Below are 25,196 nucleotides of genomic sequence, written 5' to 3'. Positions count from 1 at the left end.
GCACATATCTCATTGGTGTCAACTTACAGCAGTTTTCATGTATTTGAACCACATCTGTTGTAGGGGCGCAAGGCCTTGCGCCCCTACCGTGTGGTCTATTTACCTGAAAATAGCTGTAATTTGACACCAATGCACATATCTACGCCCCTACCAGATGTTGCTAATATTACTTATCCCCCGGAAAATTCACAACTATAGGTGGAAGACCGTTTTCTGGGGTTGGTTGTGTTTGGGTAACTACTGGTTGTGGATGCAAAGGTGTTGGTGTCAATTCACCCTTACCAGTTTGATTCCATAAAATCATCGATAGTAGCCCATCCACTAAGCCATTATTGCTGCCGTTACTGCCAACTAAGACATCTGGAATCAAGCGGACATTGCGATCGCCGATAATCTGCATCAGTTGCATTGCTGTATAACCTTGTGGCCCCAAAGCTTCCACACCAGCGCGGTAGGTTTCAGCTTTGGCATTACCTGTGGCCCGAATACCTTCAGCCTCAGCAATTGTCCGGAGTTTTGTCCCTTCAGCTTCACCGTTCGCCTCTTTGATTTGGGCTTGGGCTTTTAGGTCAGCAATATGCACACTCTGCTCCGATTTCACCATTTCTTGCTGGATATTAGCCAGTGCCGTTTCCCGGACAAGTTGCTGCCGTTGCGTTTGCGCCATCTGCTGGACTTCATAAGTCTTGCGTTCTTCTTCAGCAATTTTCCGATCTGTTTGTGTCTGCATTAACGACGCTGGTGGCTGAATATCACCAATGAGGGTGTCGATCGCTTGTACGTCATAAGCCCGTAATGCTGTTTTAATATACTCAGCAGCCTCAGCTTGCCGTTCACTCCGAGCAGTCAGAAAGTCTAGTACAGTATAGTCTTGGGCTGAGTTGCGGAAATAATTCCCGATAGTCGGTTCTAATACATGGTCTACCAGATTTTGCATTGCACCAACGCGAGAAATTACCTTCGGGGCATCTAAAGCACCCACATGGATAATTTGTGCTACTTCCAAATCAAAGGCAAACCCATCACGCGATCGCACTGTCAAGGAAGCTAGTTGAGCATCATAGCTGTGGCGTTCGGTACGGTCTGACCAATTTAATACAATGTTAGTCGTAGGCACCAGTTCCATCTTCATAATCCGGGAATTAATTGGGTGCTTGCCAGGATACAGCGGTTCGATCCATACGCCCTTATGTCCAGGATTAACCAAGTTACCGTGGGTGAAAGCTGCACCGCTGACATCTTGATGTGCCTTGCCAACGAAAGAAATCACCACACCTACATACCCAATGGGAATTTCCGTCATTGGCACTTCCTCAACCTGGACAAACCAAGGATTCAAGTTCCAAGAACCAGAAAGCAAGGTTTGTTCTTGTAAACCTCGCCGCCCACCTCCATTAATAAATTTCTGACCATTTTGGAAGTTGTCGTGTCCGTCAATTATCGCGCCTGCAAGTTCACCTGCGGAAATTGGCACGCCATCTAAAGTAGTGACGATGCCAACTTTGTCAGATGCCAGACTATACACCCGCAACTGTTCTGGAGTCATGCCATGAGCGCTGGCATTTGATGCCATGATGACTTTAAACAAGGCGGTGTTAATCCGGTATGTACCAGCCGTAAGAAAACCCATTTGCCGCCCTTTTTCGCCACCTTCCGTGAGGAATTTTCGAGCATCTTGGAAGTTGTCACAACCCACGATTTTACCCAAAATCCGCTCTGGTGGGTTGGATGCTCCATCTGCCGCTACAATCAAAGCGATTTCCCCTTGGGGAACGACAATTACCGGTTCTTTCTTTACAGAATACTGCCAAGGCCAATAGCCCCAGTGCCAACCAGGAGCTAAAGTATCTGCCTGTAAGCCAGCTTCGCCGTTGAGAGCAATCAGACTGCCGGCGGGGAGTCCACGCCCGGAAAGGGTAAATTTCCTCACCACAATGCCGACTTCACGTTCGCCAATAACCACCAGTCCGCCAAAGAACAGGGGGACGAATATAACTAAACCGCCAACAAGTAGAATCGGAACCAGCACAACTGGATCAAGTCCAGCAGCTTGATATTGAGTCCTGCTCGTTTGTAACTGGGTAATATTTGGTGTGGTCTGATTTAGCTGAACAGTCGCTGAAGTAATTTCTTTTGCAGTAGTTGTTTTGACAGAAGTAGCATTGGCAGAGTAAACACTACCAGCAATTGCTAACGTTGTTACCACAGATGCTGCAAAACGAGCTACCTTATTTTGTTTACACGTACCAAGCAAAGATGAAATGCTTTTCATAATTTGTGCCCATTTGGGCAACTAATTAGTTAAGTTAACACTTCATCAAAGCTTGGCTAGATTTCTTAAACTTGGCGTAATTTTTTAAAATTTAATAAACAAGGAGTCAGAATTCAGAATACTCCATCCCTTTACGGATAGACTTTTAGCACCCGTACAGAATTCATACTGAATTCTGACTTCTGACTGCTGAGTTCTTCTGAATAAATATTTTGTAGGTTGGACATTGCCCAACCTACAAAGTTGAAATAGAAAGTTAAATTAGACCGAACCGCCAGCAGCTTGAAACCGAGCGCGGGCCCGTTTGAAGGCTTGGGTTGCCTGAATTTGGGCTTGGCGATCGTCTCCTGCTACTTGATTCAGACGCGCTTCTGCTTGGTTGTAAGCAGCACGGGCTTCATCAAGATTGATTTTGTCGCCACGTTCAGCGCCGTTAACCAGAATTGTCACTTCATTTTCTTCGACTTCGGCAAAACCACCCAAAAGAGCGATCGCTTCCCAATTCTGATTTTTTGCGCCACGAACTCGCATGACACCAGTATCTAGAGCAGTCAAAAGTGGTGCGTGTCCAGTTAAGATACCTAGTTGACCAGTAGTGCTAGGCAAAACGACTTCTTCAGCTGGAGCATCCCAGACTGTCTTATCTGGGGAAATTACACGAACGGTTAATGTCATTTGTCTTTTGTCCTTTGTCTGTTGTCTGTTGTTTTTTGTCCTTTGTCTTTTGTCCTTTGTCATTTGTAATTGCCATTAGTCATTAGCACTTGAACTAATGACTAATGACCAATGACCAGTGACCAATGACCAATGACTAATGACTAATGACTAACCTTTCATTTTTTCAGCTTTGGCGATCGCTTCGTTAATATCGCCAACCAAGTAGAAAGCCTGTTCCGGCAGAGCATCCAACTCACCAGACAGAATCTTTTGGAAGCCTTTGATGGTGTCTTCCAACTTCACGTACTTACCAGGAGAACCGGTGAATACTTCTGCCACAAAGAACGGCTGAGACAAGAAGCGCTCAATTTTCCGCGCCCGCGCCACGATCAGACGGTCTTCTTCAGACAATTCATCCAATCCAAGAATGGCGATAATGTCCTGGAGTTCTTTATAACGTTGCAGAATGGACTGTACGGCACGGGCAGTATTGTAGTGTTCGTCACCGACAATGCTGGGCTGTAGCATGGTGGAAGTTGAACCAAGGGGATCAACAGCTGGATAAATTCCCTTAGATGCCAAACCGCGAGACAGCAATGTTGTTCCGTCTAAGTGGGCGAAGGTAGTAGCAGGTGCGGGGTCGGTAAAGTCGTCTGCAGGTACGTATACTGCTTGAATGGAGGTAATCGAACCCTCTGTGGTCGAGGTAATCCGCTCTTGCAGTTCACCTACGTCGGTTCCCAATGTGGGCTGATATCCTACTGCTGAGGGCATCCGACCCAGTAGCGCTGATACTTCCGAACCTGCTTGTATAAACCGGAAGATGTTATCAACAAACAGCAGCACATCCTGCTTGTTCACATCCCGGAAGTATTCTGCCATTGTCAATCCTGACAGACCAACCCGCATTCTTGCTCCAGGTGGCTCGTTCATCTGACCATACACAAGAGCAATTTTGGAATCATTGAGGCTTTCGTTATTGATAACCCCAGACTCAATCATTTCGTTATAGAGGTCATTGCCTTCACGGGTGCGTTCACCCACGCCAGCAAATACGGATACTCCACCGTGCTGAGTAGCGATGTTGTTAATCAACTCCATCATGATCACGGTCTTACCAACACCAGCACCACCGAACAGACCAATCTTACCGCCGCGTCGATAGGGAGTCAGAAGGTCAACAACTTTAATCCCAGTTTCAAACACCGAAGGTTTGGTTTCCAGGTCGGTGAATTTGGGGGCAGAGCGGTGGATGGGTAAAGTTGCCTCAGCATTTACAGGGCCCCTGTTGTCCACTGGTTCGCCAAGGACGTTGAAAATCCGACCCAAAGTGGCTTTACCAACTGGTACGCTTATAGAAGTGCCTGTATCGGTGACTTCCAAACCACGCACTAAGCCTTCGGTGGAACTCATTGCAACAGTCCGCACCTGGTTGTCGCCCAGCAGTTGCTGTACTTCAACAGTGAGGTTGATTTCTTGTCCAGCTTCGTTGGTGCCTTTGATAATCAAAGCGTTGTAGATTTGTGGCAATTTCCCGCCGGGAAATTTAACGTCTACAACTGGGCCAATGATTTGGGTAATGTAGCCAATGTTTGTTTTTTCTGCGGTTGTGACCATGCTGCGCCTAATGATTGAAGCTATATTTCAGATCCGGTCGGAGAAGACATAAAATTAAGCAATGTCACCTTTCAGATTAGCACTGAACGACCCTACTTTCGCCTTAAATTGATCCTTAAGACTAGTGTCTGAGCAGCCAAGGTAGGCTTACTTGTAAAACTGTTCAAGTCAGTCAAGCAATTTTGGATAATGGAATTGCCGATAGCGTCGCGTTAGCGAGTCTGCGTACTCTTACAGAGAAGCAAGCTACGCGAAGCGTCTCGTAGAGAGCGTCTTTTGGATTGAAAGAGACCATAAAAATACGGGTCATAAACCAAAAAAATCTAAAATTTTTAGTCAAAATAAAAAACTGCTGTGCCTGACATTAACAGGCACAGCAGGTATTCAAAATGAAGGTGAGAAGAAATTTAGGCTTTCACGGCAGCTTTTTGTAGCTGTTTGCGCTTGCAAAGGGAAGTAGCGCTGAAAGCACCGAAGGCTAGGACACCGATTATGGAAGTAGGTTCAGGAACAGAGGTGGTCTTGGTAAATTTCACGTCATCCAGCAGTAGTCCAATATTATCTCCACCAACCCCATCGAAAGCCAATTTGGCGGTTGTTGCTGAGGTGACTGTGATGTTACGAGTAAAGGTTGTAAAGTTCTGGGTCGATGGTAGCGTAATTGTTTCGTTCAACAGGCTATCCAACGATATGACCAGAGAGTTGGAACCGTTATTTCTTTGATCGCCAGCCAGCTTGAAAGTGAGATTGAGGATATCACCTGCATTAAACGCGAATGTTATTTTAGATTCAAATTTGCCAGCCAGAGCTGATGAGCCTATCTGTATCTACGTATAGCCCGTTGCTTGCCAAGAAGTCAAAAACCCCATTATTTCCAATCAGGTCAACTGTTCCGTTTGTAACATTCCAATTGGCAAAACTGTTATAGTTTAACGCCTCATTGCCGCTATTTTCAGTATTAAAATTGTCTTCTAGAAGAACCACGGATGCGGCCTTAGCAGAAGCCGATGTTGCAATTCCAATTGCCGTAAAAGCTGCGTTCGCTATGCTGATTTTGCTTAAATGTTTTAAAACGGTTGATGTAGTCATACAAATCACTTTATTTCTTTGCTCAGTAACTATTAAATAGCTTAGTGGTTAATTTCTTTATTGAGAATAAAATATACGTGTAAATACGTAAATTTAAAATTATGAATTTAATTTAATAGTAGCAAAAACTGAGTTAACATCAGGCTTACATAGATATTTTTAGCAAATACATAGACAAAAGTTTTTAAAGTTGGGATGTTTTTTTTACAGCAGCTTTATACTACTCATGTACCCATAGGGTTTGATTAAAGTCAAAAATCAAAAGCTGCGTAAATTTAGGAACGACTGCCGTCAAGTAGTGTTAATGCAACGCTAAAATAAATGTAGTTACGACAAACTGGTGTAAGTTCACCCGCTTCATCTTCACACCTCCACCGAGCAATAGCTTATGAATTTCTCGTCAGCACGACAATATTTTTACCAGGAGATTCAGCAGTCTGACGAGCACATTGACCTAGCAAAGGCAGCTTTGTATATTGCACTAGAAGAATATCCCAAGCTAGACCCAGAGGAATATCTCAACGCCCTTGATACAATGGCATGGGAGCTTCAAGAACGCCTGCCTGATTCACGTTATCCTTTGCGAATAGTTCAAAGTATTAATCAGTATCTCTACGATGATTTAAAATTTTCTGGTAATAAAATTGACTATTACGACCCGCGCAACAGCTTTTTCAATGATGTAATCGATCGCCGATTGGGGATTCCCATTACCTTAGCGCTGGTTTACCTGGAAGTTGCTCGACGGATTGATTTTCCGATGGTGGGTATAGGGATGCCAGGACATTTCCTGATCCGCCCAGATATTCCCGATATAGAGATTTTTGTGGATACTTTCAATGGCGGTGAAATAATATTTGCCCAAGATTGCGAGGAACGGCTGTCTCAACTTTATCAGCAACCGATGAGGCTACAACCAGAATTTTTAGCTGTAGTTAGTAATCGGCAATTTTTGGCCCGGATGTTGACAAATTTAAAATTTATTTACCTCAAACAGCAAGAGTTAGAAAAAACGCTGGCAGCAGTTGAACGAATTTTGTTGCTGTTTCCTGGTTTAACTTTAGAATTGCGCGATCGCGGTTTGATCTACTATCAACTCGGTTACTACCCCCAAGCCGTAGACGACTTACAAAATTATTTAGCAAAAGTTCCTGATGCCGAGGATGCATCTGTGATTCGGCGGCTACTTACCGAATTGAGTAAAGATGCGTAGGGGGGATGGGGGCAGGGGGCAGGGGGAGAATGACTAATAGACTAATGACTAATTTTGTTGTTCTTCTGCAACTCGTTTGAGGCGACGTAGCTGGGCTTGCATATCTTCTTTTGTCCAAGACGCGGCAAAGGTGTTGAAACCCCAACTAATTAAAGGGTTAGGGATATCGTACTCAAAGCGGTTGAGTAGGAGCGTTCCCTTTTCTGTGGGTTGACATTCCCAGCGATCGCGCCCTTGAAAAAACCCTTGAAATTCCCAGACTACCAAACCCGGTTGTCGTTCTACAACTACGCTATTCAACGTGGGTTTGAGTAGAGGAATTTGAATGATAAAACGACTTTCACTGCCGACATCAGTACTCCAAGCTTCGCCCACAGGTTCGCAACGCAGAACGGGGTTGAGCCAGCGGTGCATAAGAGCTAAATCGCTAATACAGCGCTCCACCACCGTAGCTGTAGCATTAATTTGAATTGATTGTTCCAAAACTTGGGACATTCCACATCTTTGGTGCTGTTGCTGCAATTAGAGTAACGCAAAATTCAGCGGAGTGGGAGATGAGGGAGCAGGGGAGCAGGGGAGGCAGGGGAGGCAGGGGAGCAGAGGAGAATAATTAATCCCCAATGCCCAATGTCCAATACTTTGGCTTCGCTCAGTACAAGTGCCCAATGCCCAATGCCCCATGCCCAATGCCGGTATATTAAATCAAATATGAGTAAATATGTATGTCTTTACTGGTAAATTGATAGGCAAAACACTGACTCAGTGTTTGCAGCGAATACTTAAGCATAATTCCCGAAAACCATGAACACAACTTGGCAAGAAATAACCCAGGTGATGTCTACGACGGGCTACGCCTACGGAGTTAGTTTATCTACGGGGGTGCAGCAATTTTTAGCACAATCATCGCCCAGCCTGCAACCAATACAACCAGCAGTGAATCAAGGAATCGCTGATGTGCAAGGTATTGTTCAACAGTTAATTCTGTTTACGCCTCGTCTTTTAGGGGCGGTAGCAATTTTACTAGTAGGTTGGCTGATTGCAGCGATCGCAGCAGCAGTGACGCGAGGAATCCTTAATCGCACAAATATAGATAACCGCATTGCCGCAGGGATAACGGGTCGTCAAGATGTTCCCCAAGTGGAGAAATTAATCTCCAGCTTAGTTTTTTGGAGCATTATCCTGTTAACGGCGGTAGCTGTTTTACAGACATTGGATCTGGAGATAGCCTCTCGACCCCTGAATAATTTTCTCAATCAACTTATTGGCTTTTTGCCAAAGTTGGTTGGTGCAGGAATCATTTTGGTAGCAGCCTGGTTTTTGGCGACCATTGTGAGGATTATCACTGTGCGCTCATTACAGGCATTTAACCTGGATGAGCGTTTGAATCCAGAACCAGCAGACACAGCACCCAGCCTCAATCAGCTGTCTCTGAGTCAGACGATTGGCAACGCTCTGTATTGGTTTATATTTTTACTGTTTCTCGCTCCAGTTTTGGATACTCTCGGACTACAGCAGGCTCTACAACCAGTACAAGCTTTAATTACAGAAGTTCTGTTAATTCTGCCGAACATTTTAGCGGCGATCTTGATTGCTGTAGTTGGCTGGTTCATCGCTAATGTGGTGCGGCGGATTGTAACAAACTTGCTGGCGACTACTGGTCTTGACCATTTAGGTAGTCGGTTGGGATTATCTTCTACTGCGGGGGTGCAACCTCTATCGAGTATCATCGGCACAATTGTCTATGTTTTGATTTTGATTCCTGTAGCGATCGCAGCGCTGAATGCCTTGCGAATTGATGCGATATCTGTGCCTGCGATCGCAATGCTGCAACAGGTTCTCAACGCCCTCCCTGCCATCTTTACAGCCGTGGCAATTTTGATTGTTGCCTATTTCATCGGGCGGTTTATCGCGGACTTGGTTACAAGTATCCTCACCAATTTAGGGTTTAATAACATTTTCAGCATACTGGGTCTGACAACACCCAGCAGACGAGTTGTAATTTCTACAGAATCAACAACCCCCCCGATTCCAACCCGCACGCCATCGGAAATTGTAGGCATTGTTGCCTTAGTGGGGATCATGCTGTTTGCAACGGTGGCGGCGGTGAATATCTTGAATATTCCAGCCCTGACGGCATTAGTGTCTGGTATTGTGATCGTATTCGGGCGGATTTTGGCAGGATTGATAATATTTGCCATTGGCTTATTCCTGGCAAATCTAGCTTTTAATATCATTACCAGTTCCGGCGATCGCCAAGCCCAGATTTTGGGACAAGTGGCGCGGATTGCCATCATTGGCTTAGTCTCGGCAATGGCACTGCAACAGATTGGAGTTGCCAGTGATATTGTGAATTTAGCCTTTGGACTTTTACTAGGTGCGATCGCAGTTGCTATTGCCCTAGCTTTTGGTCTTGGAGGGCGCGATATTGCCCGCGAGCAAGTTCAAGAATGGTTAAACTCTTTCAAAGGTAGAAACTAAAAGTTGATCGAGGCGCAATTTCATCTGTAAATCTGGGAAAGTGCAGCCCTAAGCATTAATAGTGGAGAAAATCTCTCGGCAATTGTGCTTAAGAAATTAAAAGTTAGAGCTGAGAAACTCGGAGTTTGAGTGTAGAATTTGACGTTTCGAGTTCTAAAGCTCAAGTTTCGAGTTCTAAAGCTCAAGTTCCCAGTTCAAAGGTCGAAGTTCCCAGTTCAAAGGTCGAAGTTTCGAGTTAAAAGGTCGAAGTTCCGAGTTAAAAGGTCGAAGTTCCGAGTTAAAAGGTCGAAGTTCCGAGTTAAAAGGTCGAAGTTCCGAGTTCAGAGGTCGAAGTTTCGGGTTCAGAGTCGCGCAATCGAGTATCCACAATATTTTTGTAATTTGAAAAATTAAATTAATAAATTTCAAAGAGTATTTTTAGTGCCGTTAACTGCGTAGGCGTAGCTCGTCGTAGACATCGCATTGAGGAAAGTTCTATCTCTCAGCAGAGTAGGATCATAGAACAGAGCAACCTCCACAAATTTTTAACTTTGGTAATAATTCTTTTAATCCAAAATCCAAAATTGCTGGTTAAACTAATCGGATAGTTCAGTTTTTGAAACAACGATATACAAACGATATAAATTGATTACTATCTCTTTAATATTTTTGGAAGTAAATTAGTCATTAATGCTGAGGTGGTTCTCATTTTTAGAAAGAGAAACTGGAGCAAATACTCCACAGCATAAATGGAAGGTTACTAAAACATGGATTTTATCAACCAAGCACAGAAGTTTGCAGATACGGTTAGAGATAAAGCTCAAGAAGCAGCCAACAATGTAGTAAACGGGATGGATGAGGTAGTTGATGGAATCAAGAACGCTACTACCGAGATGACTACTTCAAGTGTCCATGCAGTTAATGATTTACAAAGTTTGTCAACCATAGCAGCACAGTCAGCTTTTCAAACTGTTCAAAATGTTAGTAAAACATTTCAACAAACTGCTGTTGGAGTTGCTGCATCTAGCATGGTTATGGCTGATGCTTTGCAAAATTTACCAAAGACAGCTGCCGAATTAGCCCAAGAAATGCCTAAGATTGCAAATAGGCTGAGATATCGTGCTGGTGTTCGGGTGGGAGACTTACCTCGCTCTGATGCAGATGTCATGAAGCTTTTTGAGAAAATTCCTGGCACATCAAAGCTTGGAGCCAAAGAATATACAATTCGTCAATTTCTTAGGGATAAGCATGGTAGCCACATCAATCCACGTTCCCAAGGTGGATCGAATGCTGCTGATAATATCCTTTGGGAAGTAGGTGTTGACAATCTCCGTCGAGGTGCGAAAGTAATGACCATTGGCGAGCAGTTTTATATTCGGGTTTATAATGCGGTAGATTCTATTGTCAGCAATTCTGGAACAATCGCTAGACTTGGCATTACTGCAACAGGAACAGCTATTCTCACCCAGGTTATAGTAACGGCGATTTCCTACTCTTTGGATCTTTATCGAGGCGACATTACTGTTGAAGAGTATCAAAATCTAATTTTTGAAGCAGCAAAAGCAGCAGGTATTGCGACACCAATTGTTTTTTTGCTCTTGGTAGCTGTGTTAGCTTTATTTCCAGAATTTACAGTTATTTTGTCAGCACCAGTCGTTGTTGCAGGCTTCAATGCTTTATTTGGTATTAGTATTGCTACACCCATCATTCAATCGCTAGTTCGTCATGTCGAAGCTGGAGGTTTTGGCATAGAAACTGCTAATGCTTACAAAACTGCGTTTGATGGTTCTGTGCTCTGAAATCAGCTATTGCAAATTGAAATTGCATAATTAGGGTGGGTATCTCGCCTACCCCTTGCCAAATGCAGGCTTTTCAGTCCATCTAACAAGATTGGATTATTGATTTGTTGTAAACTTCTAAATAATTAATAAAATCAGGTGCAACCTTTAGAGCTGATTCGTAAAGAAAATCTAAAGAGAAGTGAATTTGGTTTTACTCAGGTTATAGGCTAAATCGAGTGTAGTTATGTAGAGTTGCGGAATTTCTGATAAAAATAATCTATATTCGGTTACATTGGCAGAGTAATAATAAATTTTGTCCCCTCACCAGGTACTGACAAGCAGTTGACTTGTCCGTTATGTTTGTCAACAATAATTTGGTAGCTGATCGCTAATCCCAGCCCAGTTCCCTTACCCACGGGTTTGGTTGTGAAAGATTGCTCAAAAATTCGAGATTGCACCTCAGTAAGTATACCGGGGCCATTATCTTGGATGCAAATTGTGACGGTTTGTTGTTGGGGATCAACCGATGTGGTAATGGTGATGATGTTCGGGCAAGCAGCAATATCTCGATCGGAATTGTTTTGATGGAGTTCATCAAATGCATCAATGGCATTGGCGATGATATTCATGAACACCTGGTTCAGTTGTCCGGGATAGCAACTGATTGGAGGTAACTCACCGTATTGTGTGACAACCTGGATTTTAGTGCGATCGCTATTGCCTATGAGTCGATGTTTCAACAGCATTAAGGCGCTATCGATTCCTTCGTGAATCTGAAACTCCACCTGAGATGAAATATCTGCGCGAGCAAAAGTTCTCAGAGAGAGGCTGATATCTTTAAGACGGGTAATTCCCTGGTGCATTGATGCCAGTAGTTTCGGCAGATCCTCTGCTAGATACTCCAAGTCGATTTCTTTAACAAGCTTTTCAATTTCTGGGTCTGGCTGCGGTAGCTTCTGCTGTTGGAGGCTTACCAGGCGAAGCAGATTATTTACATATTCTTCAATATAGAATAAATTTCCGCCAACAAAACCAACCGGATTATTAATCTCATGACCAATACCTGCAACCATCTGCCCTAAAGTAGACATTTTCTCACTCTGGATCAGTTGTAGTTGGGTTTGTTGTAACTCCTGTAGAGATTGAGTTAATTCTGCGGTGCGCTCTTGCACGCGTTCTTCTAATCTGCGGGTGAGATGGGAAATTTTCAGGTGTAACTTTAAACGGGCAATAACTTCTTCCTGTTGGAAGGGTTTAGTAATGTAGTCAACTGCACCAATTTCCAGTCCCGCCACCTTGTCTGTAGAATCGGACAGGGCAGTCATGAAAATCACCGGAATATTCTGAGTGATGGGATTGGTTTTCAGCCGGCGACAAGTTTCAAATCCATCAATACCTGGCATCATCACATCCAACAGAATCAGATCGGGACAGGCATATTCTGTTTGTTCGATCGCCGACTCTCCATCTGTAGCCATGAGGGGTTTCCAGCCACATCTCTGAATCGCTTCAGATAGCAGCTTGAGATTGTTTGGATTGTCATCCACCAACAGAATATGTATGGGTTTCGAGATAGGAACAACAATCATGGATGTAACTCCGTTGTGACAAATGATTTGAGTAACTTACGGATTTTTCCGGTTTGGAAATTGGCAGTGAGTTTGCTTAACTCTGCCGCGAAAGGAGCTAGTTGACTGTTTTCCTCAATTAGCTCTTTTAACATTCCCTCGATCGCCGAGATATCTCCCATCATTGCCAAATGATAGAGTTGTTGCAAAACATCTTGGGATGGTAGAACCCATTCACTAGCAGTTATCTGCTGAACTTTCGGAGACGACGAAGATTCGGCATACATCCACTCCACTCCCAACAGCGATCGCAACCTATTGAGTAGTTCGTCGATTTGGAGGGGTTTGGGCAGGAATGCTGTTGCCCCTGCCTCTAAACTCCGTTGGCGATTTTCCTCAAAAACGCTAGCACTAGAGACGATAATCGGAATAGAACAGGTTTGCGGATTTGCTTGCAGGTGAACCATTAGCTCAAAACCATCCATATTGGGCATGGCTAAATCGAGCAGAATCACATCTGGATTGTGTTCTGTTGCCACCTGTAGCCCATGTTTGCCATCGGTCGCTTCTAGGGTTTGACAGCCAATTTCTTGCAGCAGACTGGTCAACATGGAACAGTGGTTGCGATCGTCATCAACGATGAGAATCTGAGGCGCACTACCCCGAATTCCTGTAATTTTCTGGGGAGTTGGGACGATTCCTCTTCTATGCCAGTCATGATCGAGTGGTACTGGTACTGTCAAATCCAGCCAAAACAGACTTCCTTCGCCCAGATGACTCTGCACTTGAATTTGGCTCTCCATCAATGTCGCAATTCTTTGGCTAATCGCCAATCCCAAGCCAGTACCTTCAGATCGTTGCCCTGCTTCACCCACTTGCTCAAACGGCAAAAAGATTTTCTCTAATTGGTGTGGTAACATTCCAATACCAGTATCTTCAATCTGAAAACGAATCTTGGCGATTAGAGATTGGGAAGACTCTTGCCCAGTCTCTAATAACTCTACTTTGAAAATTACGCTACCGTTATCTGTAAATTTGATCGCGTTGCCCAGTAAGTTAATTAACACTTGCCGCAGCCGTTTTTCATCGACTTCAATGGCAAGTGGTAGGCGATCGCTAATTAAGACATTAAATGCAATCCCTTTCTGTTCGGCTCGGATACCACAAATCTCAGTCACACCATGCAATAAATTGGGCAGATGCACACTGGTGACAACTAATTCCAATTTCCTCGCTTCTATCTTCGAGAGATCGAGAATGTCATTGATCAGCATCAAGAGGTGTGAGCCGCATTGGGAGATAATGCTGACTCCTTCCAGGTTTTTAGCTGTCATGTTTGGCGATCCTTCTAGTACTTGGGCAAACCCAAGGATGCCATTGAGAGGTGTGCGTAGTTCGTGGCTCATGTTGGCGAGAAACTCACTCTTAGCCTGATTAGCAGCATCGGCAGCTTGCTTTGCCTCAACTAATTCATGAGTTCGTTCTTCGACTTTTGTCTCTAGGGTTTTGGAATAATCCAATAGTTGACTGTTGGCAATTTCCAGTTGGCGATTGGTTTCTTCTAACTTCCGCTGTTTATAGGCATTAGTTGTTGCAATCACACTACCGATAAACGCTGCTAAGGTAGGTGTTACCGGAATTAAAACACCATACAAAAACATCCCATAACCACCCCATATACAGGCTCCACTGATGCCTACAGTTGCCCAAAGAATTTTGCCACCCGGAACCCGCAGCTTGCTACTGGATAATAACCAACTGCCCGTAGAACCAATGACAGACCACAAAACAATCCAGAGTGATAAATAAATGCCAGAAACACCGTGCAGACTGGCATTTCCTGTTTTTGCTCCTCGTACTAGTTGATGAGCAATATTGGCATGAACAACCACACCTGGAGTCGCTTTTTCAGCAGATATCCAAGAAGAGAAGGGTGTGCTGAAGAAATCATTGGTACTGGAGGCGATTGACCCAATAAATACCATGCGATCGCGCATCAAATCTACTGGAATTTTCCCTGCTAAGACATCGCGCATCGCAACTGTCCGAAATGCGGCATCTGTTCCATGCCAATTCAGTAGAATTTGATAGCCTCCTAAATCGGCATCGGTATAACCTGCTTGTTGATTTTGCAATGGCAGGTAAATTTCCTTACCCAACTGAAACTTTTGTTTTTGGGGGTCAATGCTTTCTAAGCTAATTTTTTCAGCTTCGAGGTACTTCAGGGCTACAAGGGTTGCCAGTCCAGCTTTAATGGTGTTTTTCTCTTTGGCATCTTCAGCTGTTAGGAGGGCGCGACGTACAAAGCGATCGCCATCTAACACTAAATCTGCTAATCCCACCCGATCCTGTTTTTTCAATTCCGGCGGGGGATTAACGCGTTCGCCAGTAATTTTCTCAACTCCGATCAAATTGGGAGTGTTCCGAAAAACTTGAACAAGTTGCTCGTGTCCGCTTCCTTCCGGTAAATCTCGATAGAGATCCAATCCAATCGCTCTAGGCTGCTGCGCCCGGATTTTTTCTAGTAATCGTGCTAGCGCCCAGTCTGGAACTGGCCATTTACGCACGGATTGGATATCGCGCTCATCGATTGTGACAATCACAATCTCATCAGCGATCGCCACAGGCGATCGCTGACGAACCCATTGGTCACGAATTTTCCATTCCGGTAAATTGAAAAGTCCCAACGATTGCCCAACCATAACCGTCAAGGCAACGCTAGGAGTAATAATCAAAACGCTGCGAGTGCGTTGGACAAAAGCCTGGAATCTGCGCCACATATTTGTACTATATAAATGGGGATTGGGGAACTCAGCGTCTCCTTTGAAGATAGGGGGTAATAGGGACTGGATAGAAGAAAGAAGAGGGGGACAAAAAGAATAATTACTCTTAACCTAATGCCCAATGCCCAATTCCCAAACTGCCATTAGTTAGTAGATGCCAATAAGTTCGCTGTTACAATCTCCTTCAAACTGACTGAGGATAGAAGTTCTTCCCATTGTTTGCGGAGAGTTGCATTGTTAGGTTGAGCGGTGTATACCGCTGCAAGTGTTGCCACACAATCATACCAAACACCGTTTTTACCCAAAACAGTAGCCCGCTTCAGAGCATCTTGCTCTTGGATTACTGTTGCCAACTCAGCACTGGGCTGGATACGTTGAACCCAACCATCGACGTAAGGCGTACTTGGACTAAGTTGCCCATCTACTTTGAGTGCTAAGAACCATTGATAATTTTTACCAACGGCTAAAGCGGGTGCATTGACTGGTAATTTGATCGCGATTACCCCAGTTTTACCCGCAACTGAAATGTTCATCTGATGTTGCATATTGCCAGCTTCATCTTTGAGGCTGAACACGGCTTCTTGAGCATTGGAAGCCGGCAGATAGACCAATATTGTGGGACGTTCAGACAGTGTTGTGCCATAGAAGTTTTGGGGCAAGAGGGCGATTAGCGCTGCTGGTTGTGTTGTACTTGTAGTTGCTGGATTCAAGTAGTAAGTACCAACGCGAGAAGCACCCGCACTTGCTTGTTGGGGAGCGCCTTTGCCAACAGCAGGTGTAAAGAGGTTGCCGCGAGAAGCTCCTCCAGTTGCCTGTTGAGGCGTACCTTTGCCGACGGCAGGGGTAAAGAGATTACCACGAGAAGCGCCTCCAGTTGCTTGTCTGGGTGCACCTTTACCGGCAGCAGGTGTAAAGAGGTTGCCACGAGAAGCGCCTCCAGTTGCTTGTCTAGGCACACCTTTACCAGCGCTAGGTGTAAATATACTACCGCGAGAAGCTCCTCCAGTTGCTTGTCTGGGAGAGCCACTATTGGCGGGCGGGGTAAATGTAACAGCATAGGCACTAGTCCATACACTACTAGCGATCAGAGCGATAACGCTCAATGTACTAGCTAGATATTGACGTTTCATGATGTTTTTCCTTATGTCATTGAAATGTGATACAAACAAAATACGTTTTTTCGACTATAGTCAGAAGCTCAGAGAATAAGTCTAGGTAATAGTAAAGTCAGAGAACTTCTACTAGCAGTATAGGCGAGCTTGAGCTAAAACACTGTAAAAAATAGCTAAATCATTTATAAAAAACTCCGTTTTATTACTTAGTTAAATCCAGTTGCCGATCAAAACAAAGCCAGACCAAAAGAACGGTTCGTGGAAATCAGTTTGGCGAATTAGGCTAATTTGTGCTTGTCTTAGTGCTTCGGCTTTAGTAATTTTGGGTTGTCGCAGTTGGTCATAGAAGCGAGTCATTAGCATTGCAGCTGCCCGATCTTTGACGGGCCATAGGGTGGCGATAGTTGAGCGAGCGCCGGATTTCACAGCCAAGCCTGCTAGTCCCAGGACGGCGCGATCGTCTCCTGCTGCTGTATCGCAGGCACTTAGTACCAGCAACTCGATGGCTTTTGATGGATCGCTACCCCGATTTTTCAAGAGTTCAGATAACTCTTTAACATTGACTTCTCCATCCCAAGTGAGCAAGAAGGTATCTTCAAGGCGGGAACTAAACTGTCCGTGGGTTGCTAGGTGGACAATACCTGCACTACTGGATTTCACCTGTTTAGCAAGAGCTTGACTGGTAAATTTCTGGTTCAGCAACACAGAGGACGACACCGCCTTGGAGATTTGTTTCACTTCTGATTCCACAGCAGGTAAAGCACTAAAGCCAGCGCGAGATTGGCTAATGCCACCGACGATCGCACTGATGTGGTTTTGATGAAGCGATCGCATCGCCATTAGTTGCAATCCTGGTGAGAGCGCCACAGCATACTTCTCGATCAGATATTGCTTACCGTCAAAAAGAGATGCTATGGGAATGTTCCGTAATCTACCATCCAAAACAAACACCAATGTTTTAGTATCAACGAATGCTCGATCTGCTTCCTCTGGACGAATCAACCAATCATAAATCTGTTGGGACAATCGATCTCGATCTTTGGAATCCGAGACTGGGTTGAGAGCAACCAAAAAATTGTCCAGAGTCTGCTCTATTTCAGCTTGGGATTTGTGAATGACATACGAACGCAGTGGTTGCCCTGCTTTAGAGAGGATTACTGTTAAACGATCGCTCAGGATGATGGGATAAAGGACGGTTGCAGTGGGATCAACCCGATCGATCTGTTGAGTTCTATCTAAACAGGCTTCCTGAAAAAAGTTATCGAGTTCGGCAATTTGGAGTGCCTCAATCAATTCACGAGCTTGTATTAGTTCTGCTTGACTAGGTTGATTTTCTAGAAGTAAATCAACTAGTTCTCGGTAGACAGGCTCCACACTGGTGCGAAAAGAGAACTGGACATCAGGGTTGATAGCAACTAAATCCCCCCGCAGTGCCTTTAAAGCATTGACTGCTTCTGTATAAGCGGTAATCGCTTTTAAGCGATCGCCTTGTTGTTTATACAACTGTCCTACCTGCCAGGCAGATTGAGCAATGATATCGTTAGCTTGGAGTTGACGGGCAATGTTGAGGGATTTCTGAGTTAACTCCTGTGCTTCAGATAACTGCTGTGTACGACGATAGAGTTTTCCCCACTGATGCAGTGCATAAGCTTCGGCTTGAGCATCCTGGATCTGCTGTGCAGATTTGACTGTGACTGCCATCAGTTGCGCCAAATCTTTGATTGGGAGGATTTGGTCAGGATTTGATTGACGATTCAGGGTGGCAACAAAATTGATCGCTGCGTAGAGGGAGGTATGACTGGGGGGTAGTTCCCGAAGTTGTTGGAGTAGTTGAGGTGCGAGTGGGGTAGCAAACTCAAGTTTGTCGTAATCGAGGAAAAGTTTAAACTGAGCTAAACGCGCTTGTAACCGATCGCCTGGGTTGGTGGCTAAGAGTTGAGCCTGTTCAAGGTAATCCAATGCTGCTTCTGGATCTTGCAAGTCAACGGCAGTTTTTCCCAGGTTTATAAGGATAGAACTCAAGTAGGGTTTGGCTGCAATTTTCTCGGCGATCGCTAAACTTTGTTCTAAAACCTGTTGACTTTTGCCATCGCCAATCATTTGCAGGGCTAGACCAAGCGATCGCAATCCGCTGACTTTGATTTCATTATCCGGCATCCCTTGGAGTTTTTCAGTCAGTACCTCTAACTGTTGTTTAGAACGGCGGTAAAATCCCAAAGTTTGTAAAGCTTGTGCCTGATTGATTTGACTACCCAGGCTTCCCATTTTGTCACCTGCTTGCTCATAAAATTTTTGAGCTTGTTGCCAACTTTCAAGTGCGCTTTCGGCTTTGCCAGTGTGCAATTGCAAATTTGCTTGGGTATTAAGTACTTGTGCCCAAAGAATTGGATCGGCAGAGGGAATAGAGGTTTGCAATAGTTTCAGACTTTGCTCAATAGACTGTTGGGCTGCTTGCCATTGATTAAGTTCCTGTTGTGTCAGTGACAGATAACTTAAACTTAGAGCTTCGTTCAGGCGATCGCCTTGGGTATGATACTGTTGTGCTGCCGTTTGCCAAATCGTCACTGCTTCTGCAAAGCGTCCTGAACGGTAAAGGTTCCGTCCCTGTTCCAGCCAATTGTTAGGTTGAGTAGATGCTGACACATTCAGGGTAGAAGTTGTCGGTACTTGCACAGATGCTTTTGCAGGTGTTATTGTCACTGCCAAACACAAGCTCAAAATACTCAAACTAATATATAGCCAACGACATTTTTTAATTTGGAAAGTCACAGGTAGTTAGTGATGGTTTAAGAGTTTGTTTCGTAAAGTAATTGCAATGCCTACTATGTTTAAATTCCTGGAGCAAATTAACTTCCACCAAGCGCAGCACAAGTTAATTGAGGCTGTATATTTGCGGGAGATGGCGCTGCAACTAACTCAACTTGGCCATTAGCGTTGCGATGCCAGGAAGTGGCTTCGACGATAACCTGTGGTGATGTAGGCGTTTGGGCAGTGACATTACCAGTTTTGCGGTATGCTCTGAGGTCGCGGATATCAGACCAAGTGCGATCGCTCGTTACTTGCTGATTGGGATTTTGCGGCACACCACCCCGTCCTGTTGCCACAAAGCGACTGCCTTGAGTATCCGAACAACCTGTGGCAATTTGCTGAGATGGATCTGTAACATTTGCTGGCAGTTCTACTAAACCGGAATTTGGATCGACGCCGATGGTATTGACTTGAACCGTGCCGCTAACCCCAAATTGGGAACTAGCAGTGATGTCATTCTCTGATGTCAGTTGGGGACGAAACTTCAGTCCGAAAAGCCCTTGTGTGCTGATTTGAATATTACCCCCCCTACCTTTCACCGCATTAGCAATAATGTCGCTGTTTTCTAATCCGGCGATAATAGGTGCATTGATATTGATATTACCTCCATTACCGTTACCGCCTGCTGTAGCACTAATATTGCTGCGATCGCGTATTAGCAACAAATTTCCCACTTGTAAGTCGATGTTGCCACCATTACCAGATTCTGTCTGTGCTTGGATTGAGCCTTGATTTTTTAATTGGATGCGATCGCTTGTGATATTAAGATTGCCAGCATTTCCACTACCTTGGCTGGTAACGCTTACAATACCGCCATCCTTGAGTGTCAAATTTGGTGTGGTAATACTAACACTACCTGCATTTCCCGTCAGTACATCCTGTAAGCCAAATAACTTAAGTAGTTGTGGACTTGAACGGATGACAGATGAACCGAGGCTACTGGAAGTGTTAGGACTGACACCACTAATTGCGATCGCCTCTCTAGCATTAATACTGACATTTCCTCCATTGCCAGTATAAAATACTAATGAACCAACTGCTCCTCCATCTAAGATTTGTAACTTCCCAGTATCTAGGATCAAATCTTTTGTATTTCCGCTCGCAAAGCTACTGATACTAATGTTACTAGAAATTTCAAAAGGGGTTTTCCCCATAACTGTGGTATTTTGATTGCGAATTGTCACTTTACCACTAGAGCCACTGCCATATGTATATGAAGTCAATAAAGCTCCACCAGATATTACCAATCTATCCCCATTAATAGAGATATCACCTGCTGACCCAGTACCGTATGTGCCAGTGAGAATGTTTGTTGCAATGGGCGTCAGGGGTGAGAAGCCGGACATCTCTATTGCTGCCGCTTCAATCTGAATGTTGCCACTGTCAGCTACTCCGTGTGTTGAGTTCTCTATCCCCGAACCCTGTTGGAGTGTTAACCGGGGAGTGATGATACTTATATTCCCACCAGCTCCGGTGCTCAAGGTGTTACTGCGAATCCCACCTCGAATTGTGGTAGCGGATGTTCCGCCAATGATATCGATGGCTTCTGATGCTTGAAAACGAATGTCTCCACCAGGAAGACTTCCATAATTCTGCGCTAAAACTAACGAACCATCGCTCAAGCGAATATTTCGTCCCTGAAGCTGAACTGAACCCGCATTTACCCCACTGACATCTAATAGTGACTTTTGTGCTAGTTGAATGTCACTAAAGCTTTGCCCGTTGCCATACTCCAATTTATATCCCTGAGTGGTTGGCACTAAACTAACTAATCCTGCACCTCCCAGGCTACCTAATTCTATATGCCCTGTTTCGGCACTCAAGGTAGCGCCATTCAGATTCAGATTACCACCCACCAACGCCAAAGTTTTTCCTGCCTGTACTTGCAATCTTGTTGGGCTAGGATTGCGAATCGTAGGAATAATATCGCTCTCGATATCTAAATGCCCTGTACCTTGGACTTGTATCGCTGAAGGATTATGACCTAGTTGCAGTCCAATGGGAACATTGATACTTAATAATGTGTTCGCTTGGGGATTAATGGCGCTAAATTCAGTCCCATCAGCAAATTTGATGCTATTAGCTGTCGTGCTAATAAACGAACCACCGATATTTAATTTGGCATTGCCTCCAAAAATAATCCCATTGGGATTGAGCAAAAATAGATTGGCGCTACCGTTGGCTCTAATTAAACCATCAATATTGGAAACATTGCCCCCAGTCACACGACTAAAAATATTTTGCACATCTGCCGCATTGTTGAAGAATGCAGAACCATTGCTAGGAATAGAGAATTGGCTGAAGCTGTGAAACAGGTTGTTGCCGACACGACTGCCGTTGGTAATGGTGAAGTTATTGCCGCTTTGGGATACTGTGGTATTGAGAGTGCCATCGGAAATTACTTGAGCATTTGCAGAACTACTCCAAATCCCACATATTAACATTCCACTGATGAAACCAAACCTAGCAGAAATTACTTTCACTACCCCGTCTCCATTTTGACCTGTGTGCTTAGGTTTCCCAAAATGGAATTGTTGCTAACTTTATTTGTAGTTAACTTTATTTGTAGTTAACTGTTAGCTGAAGCAGCACAGGTTAATAGTTGCTGCATATAGCTAGGAGATGGAGCTGCTATTAATTCAACTTGGCCATTAGCGTTGCGATGCCAGGAAGTGGCTTCGACGATAACCTCTGGCGATCTAGGCGTTTGGGCAGTGACATTACCAGTTTTGTGGTATGCTCTGAGGTCGCGGATATCTGACCAAGTGCGATCGCTCGTTACTTGCTGATTGGGATTTTGCGGCACACCACCGCGTCCCGTTGCTACAAAGCGACTGCCTTCACTGCCCGCACAGCCTGTAGCAATTTGCTGTGATGGATCAACCACATTCGCTGGCAGTTGTACTAAGCCAGAGTTTGGATCAACGCCGATGTTATTTATTTGAACCGTGCCACTGACCCCAAATTGCGAACTAGCAGTAATGTCATTCTCAGGTGTCAGTTGGGGACGAAACTGGAATCCGAAAATCCCTTGGGTGCTGATTTGGATATTGCCCCCTTGACCTTTGATGGCATTAGCAATAATGTCACTGTTTTCTAATCCGGCGATGATCGGTGCATTGATTGAGATGTTACCACCGTTACCTATGCTCTTGGCTTCAGCAGAAATTTTGCTGTTACCGCGCATGAGCAACAATTCTTTAACGTTGAGAACTAGGTTTCCTCCGTTTCCAGATTGCGTTGCGGCAGTAATTGCTCCCTGATTCCTCAAAGTAACTGAATCAGCGTAAACCTCAAAATTGCCTGCATTGCCTGTGCCATCATTTTTTACCCCCACTTGTGCCTGATCCGAAATGCGTAATTGCGGCGTTATCAGAATTACCCCACCCGCATTACCGCTAGGAATGTCAGGTAGTCCATAAGCGGCGCGGGAGACTGGATCAAGGCGGAGTGCATAAGCCCCAATTCCAGTAGTCAACGTACTATTTGATGCCGCGCCGCTCACCTCAATAAAGTCTGAAGCGGTGATTTTTAGGCTTCCAGCATTCCCTATTCCCCCAGTTGAGGAGGTAACATTGGCTCCATCGCGTACGGTTAGCCGTGAAGTTTTAATAGTCACATTACCTGCATTGCCAGTACCAATCGTTGATGAACTCACATTACTCGGCAAAAGGTTGATATTATTGATCCCAGCAACATCAATGGAATCGGAGGCATTAATCTGAACATTGCTACTGTTGCCTTTTTGGAAGCTGGATGACGCAATGCCAGCACCATTAGTAACACTTAGTTTTTGGGTGGATAGCGTGATATTACCTGTATTTCCCGAACCATAAGAGAGCGTTAAAATCGCTGTATTTCCCCCCGAATTGGCAGGGTTAAACCCACTCATTTGAATGGACTCTAACGCATTCACTGTAATGTTACCACTTGCTGCTGGACCTAAAGTTTGAGTCAGAATATCTCCCCCATCCTGAAGCAAAAGTTGTCTTGCCGATATGACAATATCTCCACCCTGACCCAGATTGCTCGTGTTGCTGATCAATAGGCTGCTTCTGGTTCCATCCTGAGTTGTTCCGATAAGTTGAAATGTTTCAGTGGCATTGACTGCGATCCGATCCGATGACATGGCACCAAAATTATTAGTCGAAACAGTGGAACCATTTAAAAGACGAATATTTTTACCTTGCAATTGAATCGCACTGTTGCCAAACCCGCTTACATTTATCAGTGCTTGCTGACTCAACTGAATATCACTCAGTCTCTGAACATTGGAATAATCAAACGCCCAACCTTGATTTGTTGGACTGAGGCTAACTTGTCCTGACTGGATACTACCGAGTTCGATGGAGCCATTCACAGTTTTGAGAACGCCCCCTGCTATATCAATCCCATTTCCCAACAAGGCAAGGGTCTTTCCTGAACTCACTTGTAAACCTAGTGGATTTTGGGAGATGCCATTGATCGAGTTTTGTACTGCGATGCCTACGGCGGGCTGCGCCAACGCGCCTGAGTTTTGCCCAAACTGCAAGCCAACTGGCACATTGATCGTTAAGAGAGGGGGTGCTGTAGTGTTGCTAGCATTAAACTCCACCCCATCAGCAAACTTAATGCTATTTGCAGTTGTACTGACAAACGATCCACCAATATTCAGTTGGGCATTGGGGCCAAAGACAATGCCACTAGGATTGATCAAAAATAAGCTAACGGGGTTGTTGCTGTTGATGGTTTGAATCACGCCATCAATGTGAGAAATATTACCTCCTGTAACACGACTGAATATAGAGGATATATTAGGCGTGTTGATTAAATCAAAGATGGCTGAAGTGCCTGTGGGAACAGTAAACTGCCGGAAACTGTGAAAAAGGTTACTATTTGCAGCACTACCGTTAGTGATGATAAAGTTATTACTATTTTGGGAGACAGTGGTATTAACAGTGCCATCTGCGGTGATCTGGGCGTTGGCAAAGCCACACCAGAGGAACATTCCACCTGTCAACATTACATTGATCAAACCCCAGTAAACAGAGGCTGCTTTCATCGCTCGGTTTCCTTCAATACTTATAATACATAGGGTTCCCTAAATGGATTATCGCTTTAACACCATCAACTAGGCGATCGCTTCCCTCAAAACGGTGAATAGCGCACCGATAAGTACAGCCCATTTTCCTGGAGCGATCGCCTTTCACCGTCCACTAAGATCAGAGGAATGCCCCAATCTAGACGGGCCAAGAAGTCATCACTCTGTTTCCATAACAGCCCTAGCCCAGTACTAACAAGCTTACTCGGTGATGGATTTTCGCCCTTAGTATTCCAGCCTTTGCCCACATCAATGAAGGGTGTCAGTTGCAACACCCCGCCAATTTTGGCAGCGCAGACAATTGGTACTCGAAATTCCGCCGAAAATAACAGTCCATTATCTGTGAGTAATGCGTCTTGACGTCCGTACACTTAGCTGTCCACCAAGACCAAATTTCTCCAAAGGCACTAAGGAATCTGCTGCCAATTGGAAATCGCCCCTAGCTAAACATACTGGTTAAAGACAAGACACCCACAAAACTTGAAATTTGGTGGTTTACAAAACGCTTGCGGACTCGCTAACACTACGGGGAAGCAAGCTAGCAAGAGCATCTTGATGCTGAATTCTACCTTTTGTTCAATTAATTTGATATTTTTCATTATGCAAGTGTATCAAGATGATTGCACCATATTCAAAGCAAAAGTCAGAGCGAAGATTTCCTCGGCTCTGAACTTTGTAAGAGAGTATTCTTATTTAAATTCCCTAACTTTAGTTATGGGGATTCACTGTTAGCTGATAACTGTTAAGCAGCATATTTCA

At 44.6% G+C, this 25,196-nt stretch carries 15 protein-coding genes and 1 pseudogene; 3 read left to right on the top strand and 13 right to left on the bottom strand.

Going from position 1 to position 25,196, the window contains the following annotated elements:
- Positions 1-166: 166 nt before the first annotated feature.
- From V7L12_RS14660 to V7L12_RS14640, 5 genes are all read right to left on the bottom strand, one after another.
- The gene (locus tag V7L12_RS14660; protein ID WP_335085122.1) at positions 167-2,272 is read right to left on the bottom strand and encodes an SPFH domain-containing protein; all 2,106 of its coding nucleotides are present in this window, start codon (positions 2,270-2,272) and stop codon (positions 167-169) included.
- A 261-nt stretch (positions 2,273-2,533) separates the two neighbouring features.
- Positions 2,534-2,947, bottom strand: a complete 414-nt coding sequence (gene atpC / locus V7L12_RS14655; RefSeq protein WP_335085120.1) for an ATP synthase F1 subunit epsilon — start codon at positions 2,945-2,947, stop codon at positions 2,534-2,536.
- A gap of 150 nt (positions 2,948-3,097) precedes the next feature.
- Entirely contained in the window at positions 3,098-4,546 is a 1,449-nt protein-coding gene (gene atpD / locus V7L12_RS14650; RefSeq protein WP_334825254.1) for a F0F1 ATP synthase subunit beta, read from the bottom strand.
- Between the two features lie 407 nt (positions 4,547-4,953).
- Positions 4,954-5,220, bottom strand: coding sequence for a PEP-CTERM sorting domain-containing protein (locus tag V7L12_RS14645; RefSeq protein ID WP_335085118.1), 267 nt, complete (start codon positions 5,218-5,220; stop codon positions 4,954-4,956).
- 115 nt (positions 5,221-5,335) lie between these two features.
- On the bottom strand, positions 5,336-5,635 hold the full coding sequence (locus V7L12_RS14640; RefSeq protein ID WP_335085116.1) for a hypothetical protein: 300 nt from the start codon (positions 5,633-5,635) through the stop codon (positions 5,336-5,338).
- A gap of 388 nt (positions 5,636-6,023) precedes the next feature.
- Here V7L12_RS14640 and V7L12_RS14635 point away from each other — a divergent pair, with 388 nt between their 5' ends.
- Positions 6,024-6,848: a SirB1 family protein gene (locus tag V7L12_RS14635; RefSeq protein ID WP_335085114.1), complete on the top strand. Its 825-nt coding sequence runs from the start codon at positions 6,024-6,026 to the stop codon at positions 6,846-6,848.
- A 48-nt stretch (positions 6,849-6,896) separates the two neighbouring features.
- Here the strand turns inward: V7L12_RS14635 and V7L12_RS14630 are convergent, their stop codons facing one another.
- Positions 6,897-7,343, bottom strand: coding sequence for an SRPBCC family protein (locus V7L12_RS14630; RefSeq protein ID WP_335085112.1), 447 nt, complete (start codon positions 7,341-7,343; stop codon positions 6,897-6,899).
- Positions 7,344-7,649: 306 nt separating this feature from the next.
- Between V7L12_RS14630 and V7L12_RS14625 the strand changes: the two genes are divergently transcribed.
- The gene (locus V7L12_RS14625; RefSeq protein ID WP_335085110.1) at positions 7,650-9,326 is read left to right on the top strand and encodes a mechanosensitive ion channel; all 1,677 of its coding nucleotides are present in this window, start codon (positions 7,650-7,652) and stop codon (positions 9,324-9,326) included.
- Between the two features lie 746 nt (positions 9,327-10,072).
- Positions 10,073-11,104: an HNH endonuclease gene (locus V7L12_RS14620; RefSeq protein WP_335085108.1), complete on the top strand. Its 1,032-nt coding sequence runs from the start codon at positions 10,073-10,075 to the stop codon at positions 11,102-11,104.
- A gap of 269 nt (positions 11,105-11,373) precedes the next feature.
- Here V7L12_RS14620 and V7L12_RS14615 read toward each other — a convergent pair whose 3' ends face one another.
- The 7 genes and pseudogenes from V7L12_RS14615 to V7L12_RS14585 all read right to left on the bottom strand — a co-directional run.
- Entirely contained in the window at positions 11,374-12,675 is a 1,302-nt protein-coding gene (locus V7L12_RS14615) for a hybrid sensor histidine kinase/response regulator (protein WP_335085107.1), read from the bottom strand.
- Complete coding sequence (locus V7L12_RS14610; protein WP_335085105.1) at positions 12,672-15,434, bottom strand: CHASE2 domain-containing protein; 2,763 nt, start codon at positions 15,432-15,434, stop codon at positions 12,672-12,674. Before V7L12_RS14610 ends, V7L12_RS14615 begins: the two co-directional genes overlap by 4 nt.
- A gap of 146 nt (positions 15,435-15,580) precedes the next feature.
- Entirely contained in the window at positions 15,581-16,567 is a 987-nt protein-coding gene (locus tag V7L12_RS14605; RefSeq protein ID WP_335085103.1) for a DUF928 domain-containing protein, read from the bottom strand.
- A 192-nt stretch (positions 16,568-16,759) separates the two neighbouring features.
- Positions 16,760-19,318 carry a CHAT domain-containing protein gene (locus V7L12_RS14600; RefSeq protein ID WP_335085101.1) on the bottom strand — a complete coding sequence of 853 codons (2,559 nt, stop codon included), beginning with the start codon at positions 19,316-19,318 and terminating at the stop codon, positions 16,760-16,762.
- A 77-nt stretch (positions 19,319-19,395) separates the two neighbouring features.
- Positions 19,396-21,840, bottom strand: coding sequence for a two-partner secretion domain-containing protein (locus V7L12_RS14595; RefSeq protein WP_442947888.1), 2,445 nt, complete (start codon positions 21,838-21,840; stop codon positions 19,396-19,398).
- Between the two features lie 86 nt (positions 21,841-21,926).
- Positions 21,927-24,398 carry an S-layer family protein gene (locus V7L12_RS14590; RefSeq protein WP_335085099.1) on the bottom strand — a complete coding sequence of 824 codons (2,472 nt, stop codon included), beginning with the start codon at positions 24,396-24,398 and terminating at the stop codon, positions 21,927-21,929.
- Between the two features lie 86 nt (positions 24,399-24,484).
- A pseudogene (locus V7L12_RS14585) lies at positions 24,485-24,884 on the bottom strand (BamA/TamA family outer membrane protein); the annotation flags it as partial.
- Positions 24,885-25,196 lie beyond the last annotated feature (312 nt).

Origin of the sequence: Nostoc sp. (assembly GCF_036918245.1) — a bacterium.
Classification (GTDB): domain Bacteria; phylum Cyanobacteriota; class Cyanobacteriia; order Cyanobacteriales; family Nostocaceae; genus Nostoc.
The sequence above is the reverse complement of the archived record's forward strand: the minus strand, read 5'-3'. Positions and strand labels throughout refer to the sequence as shown.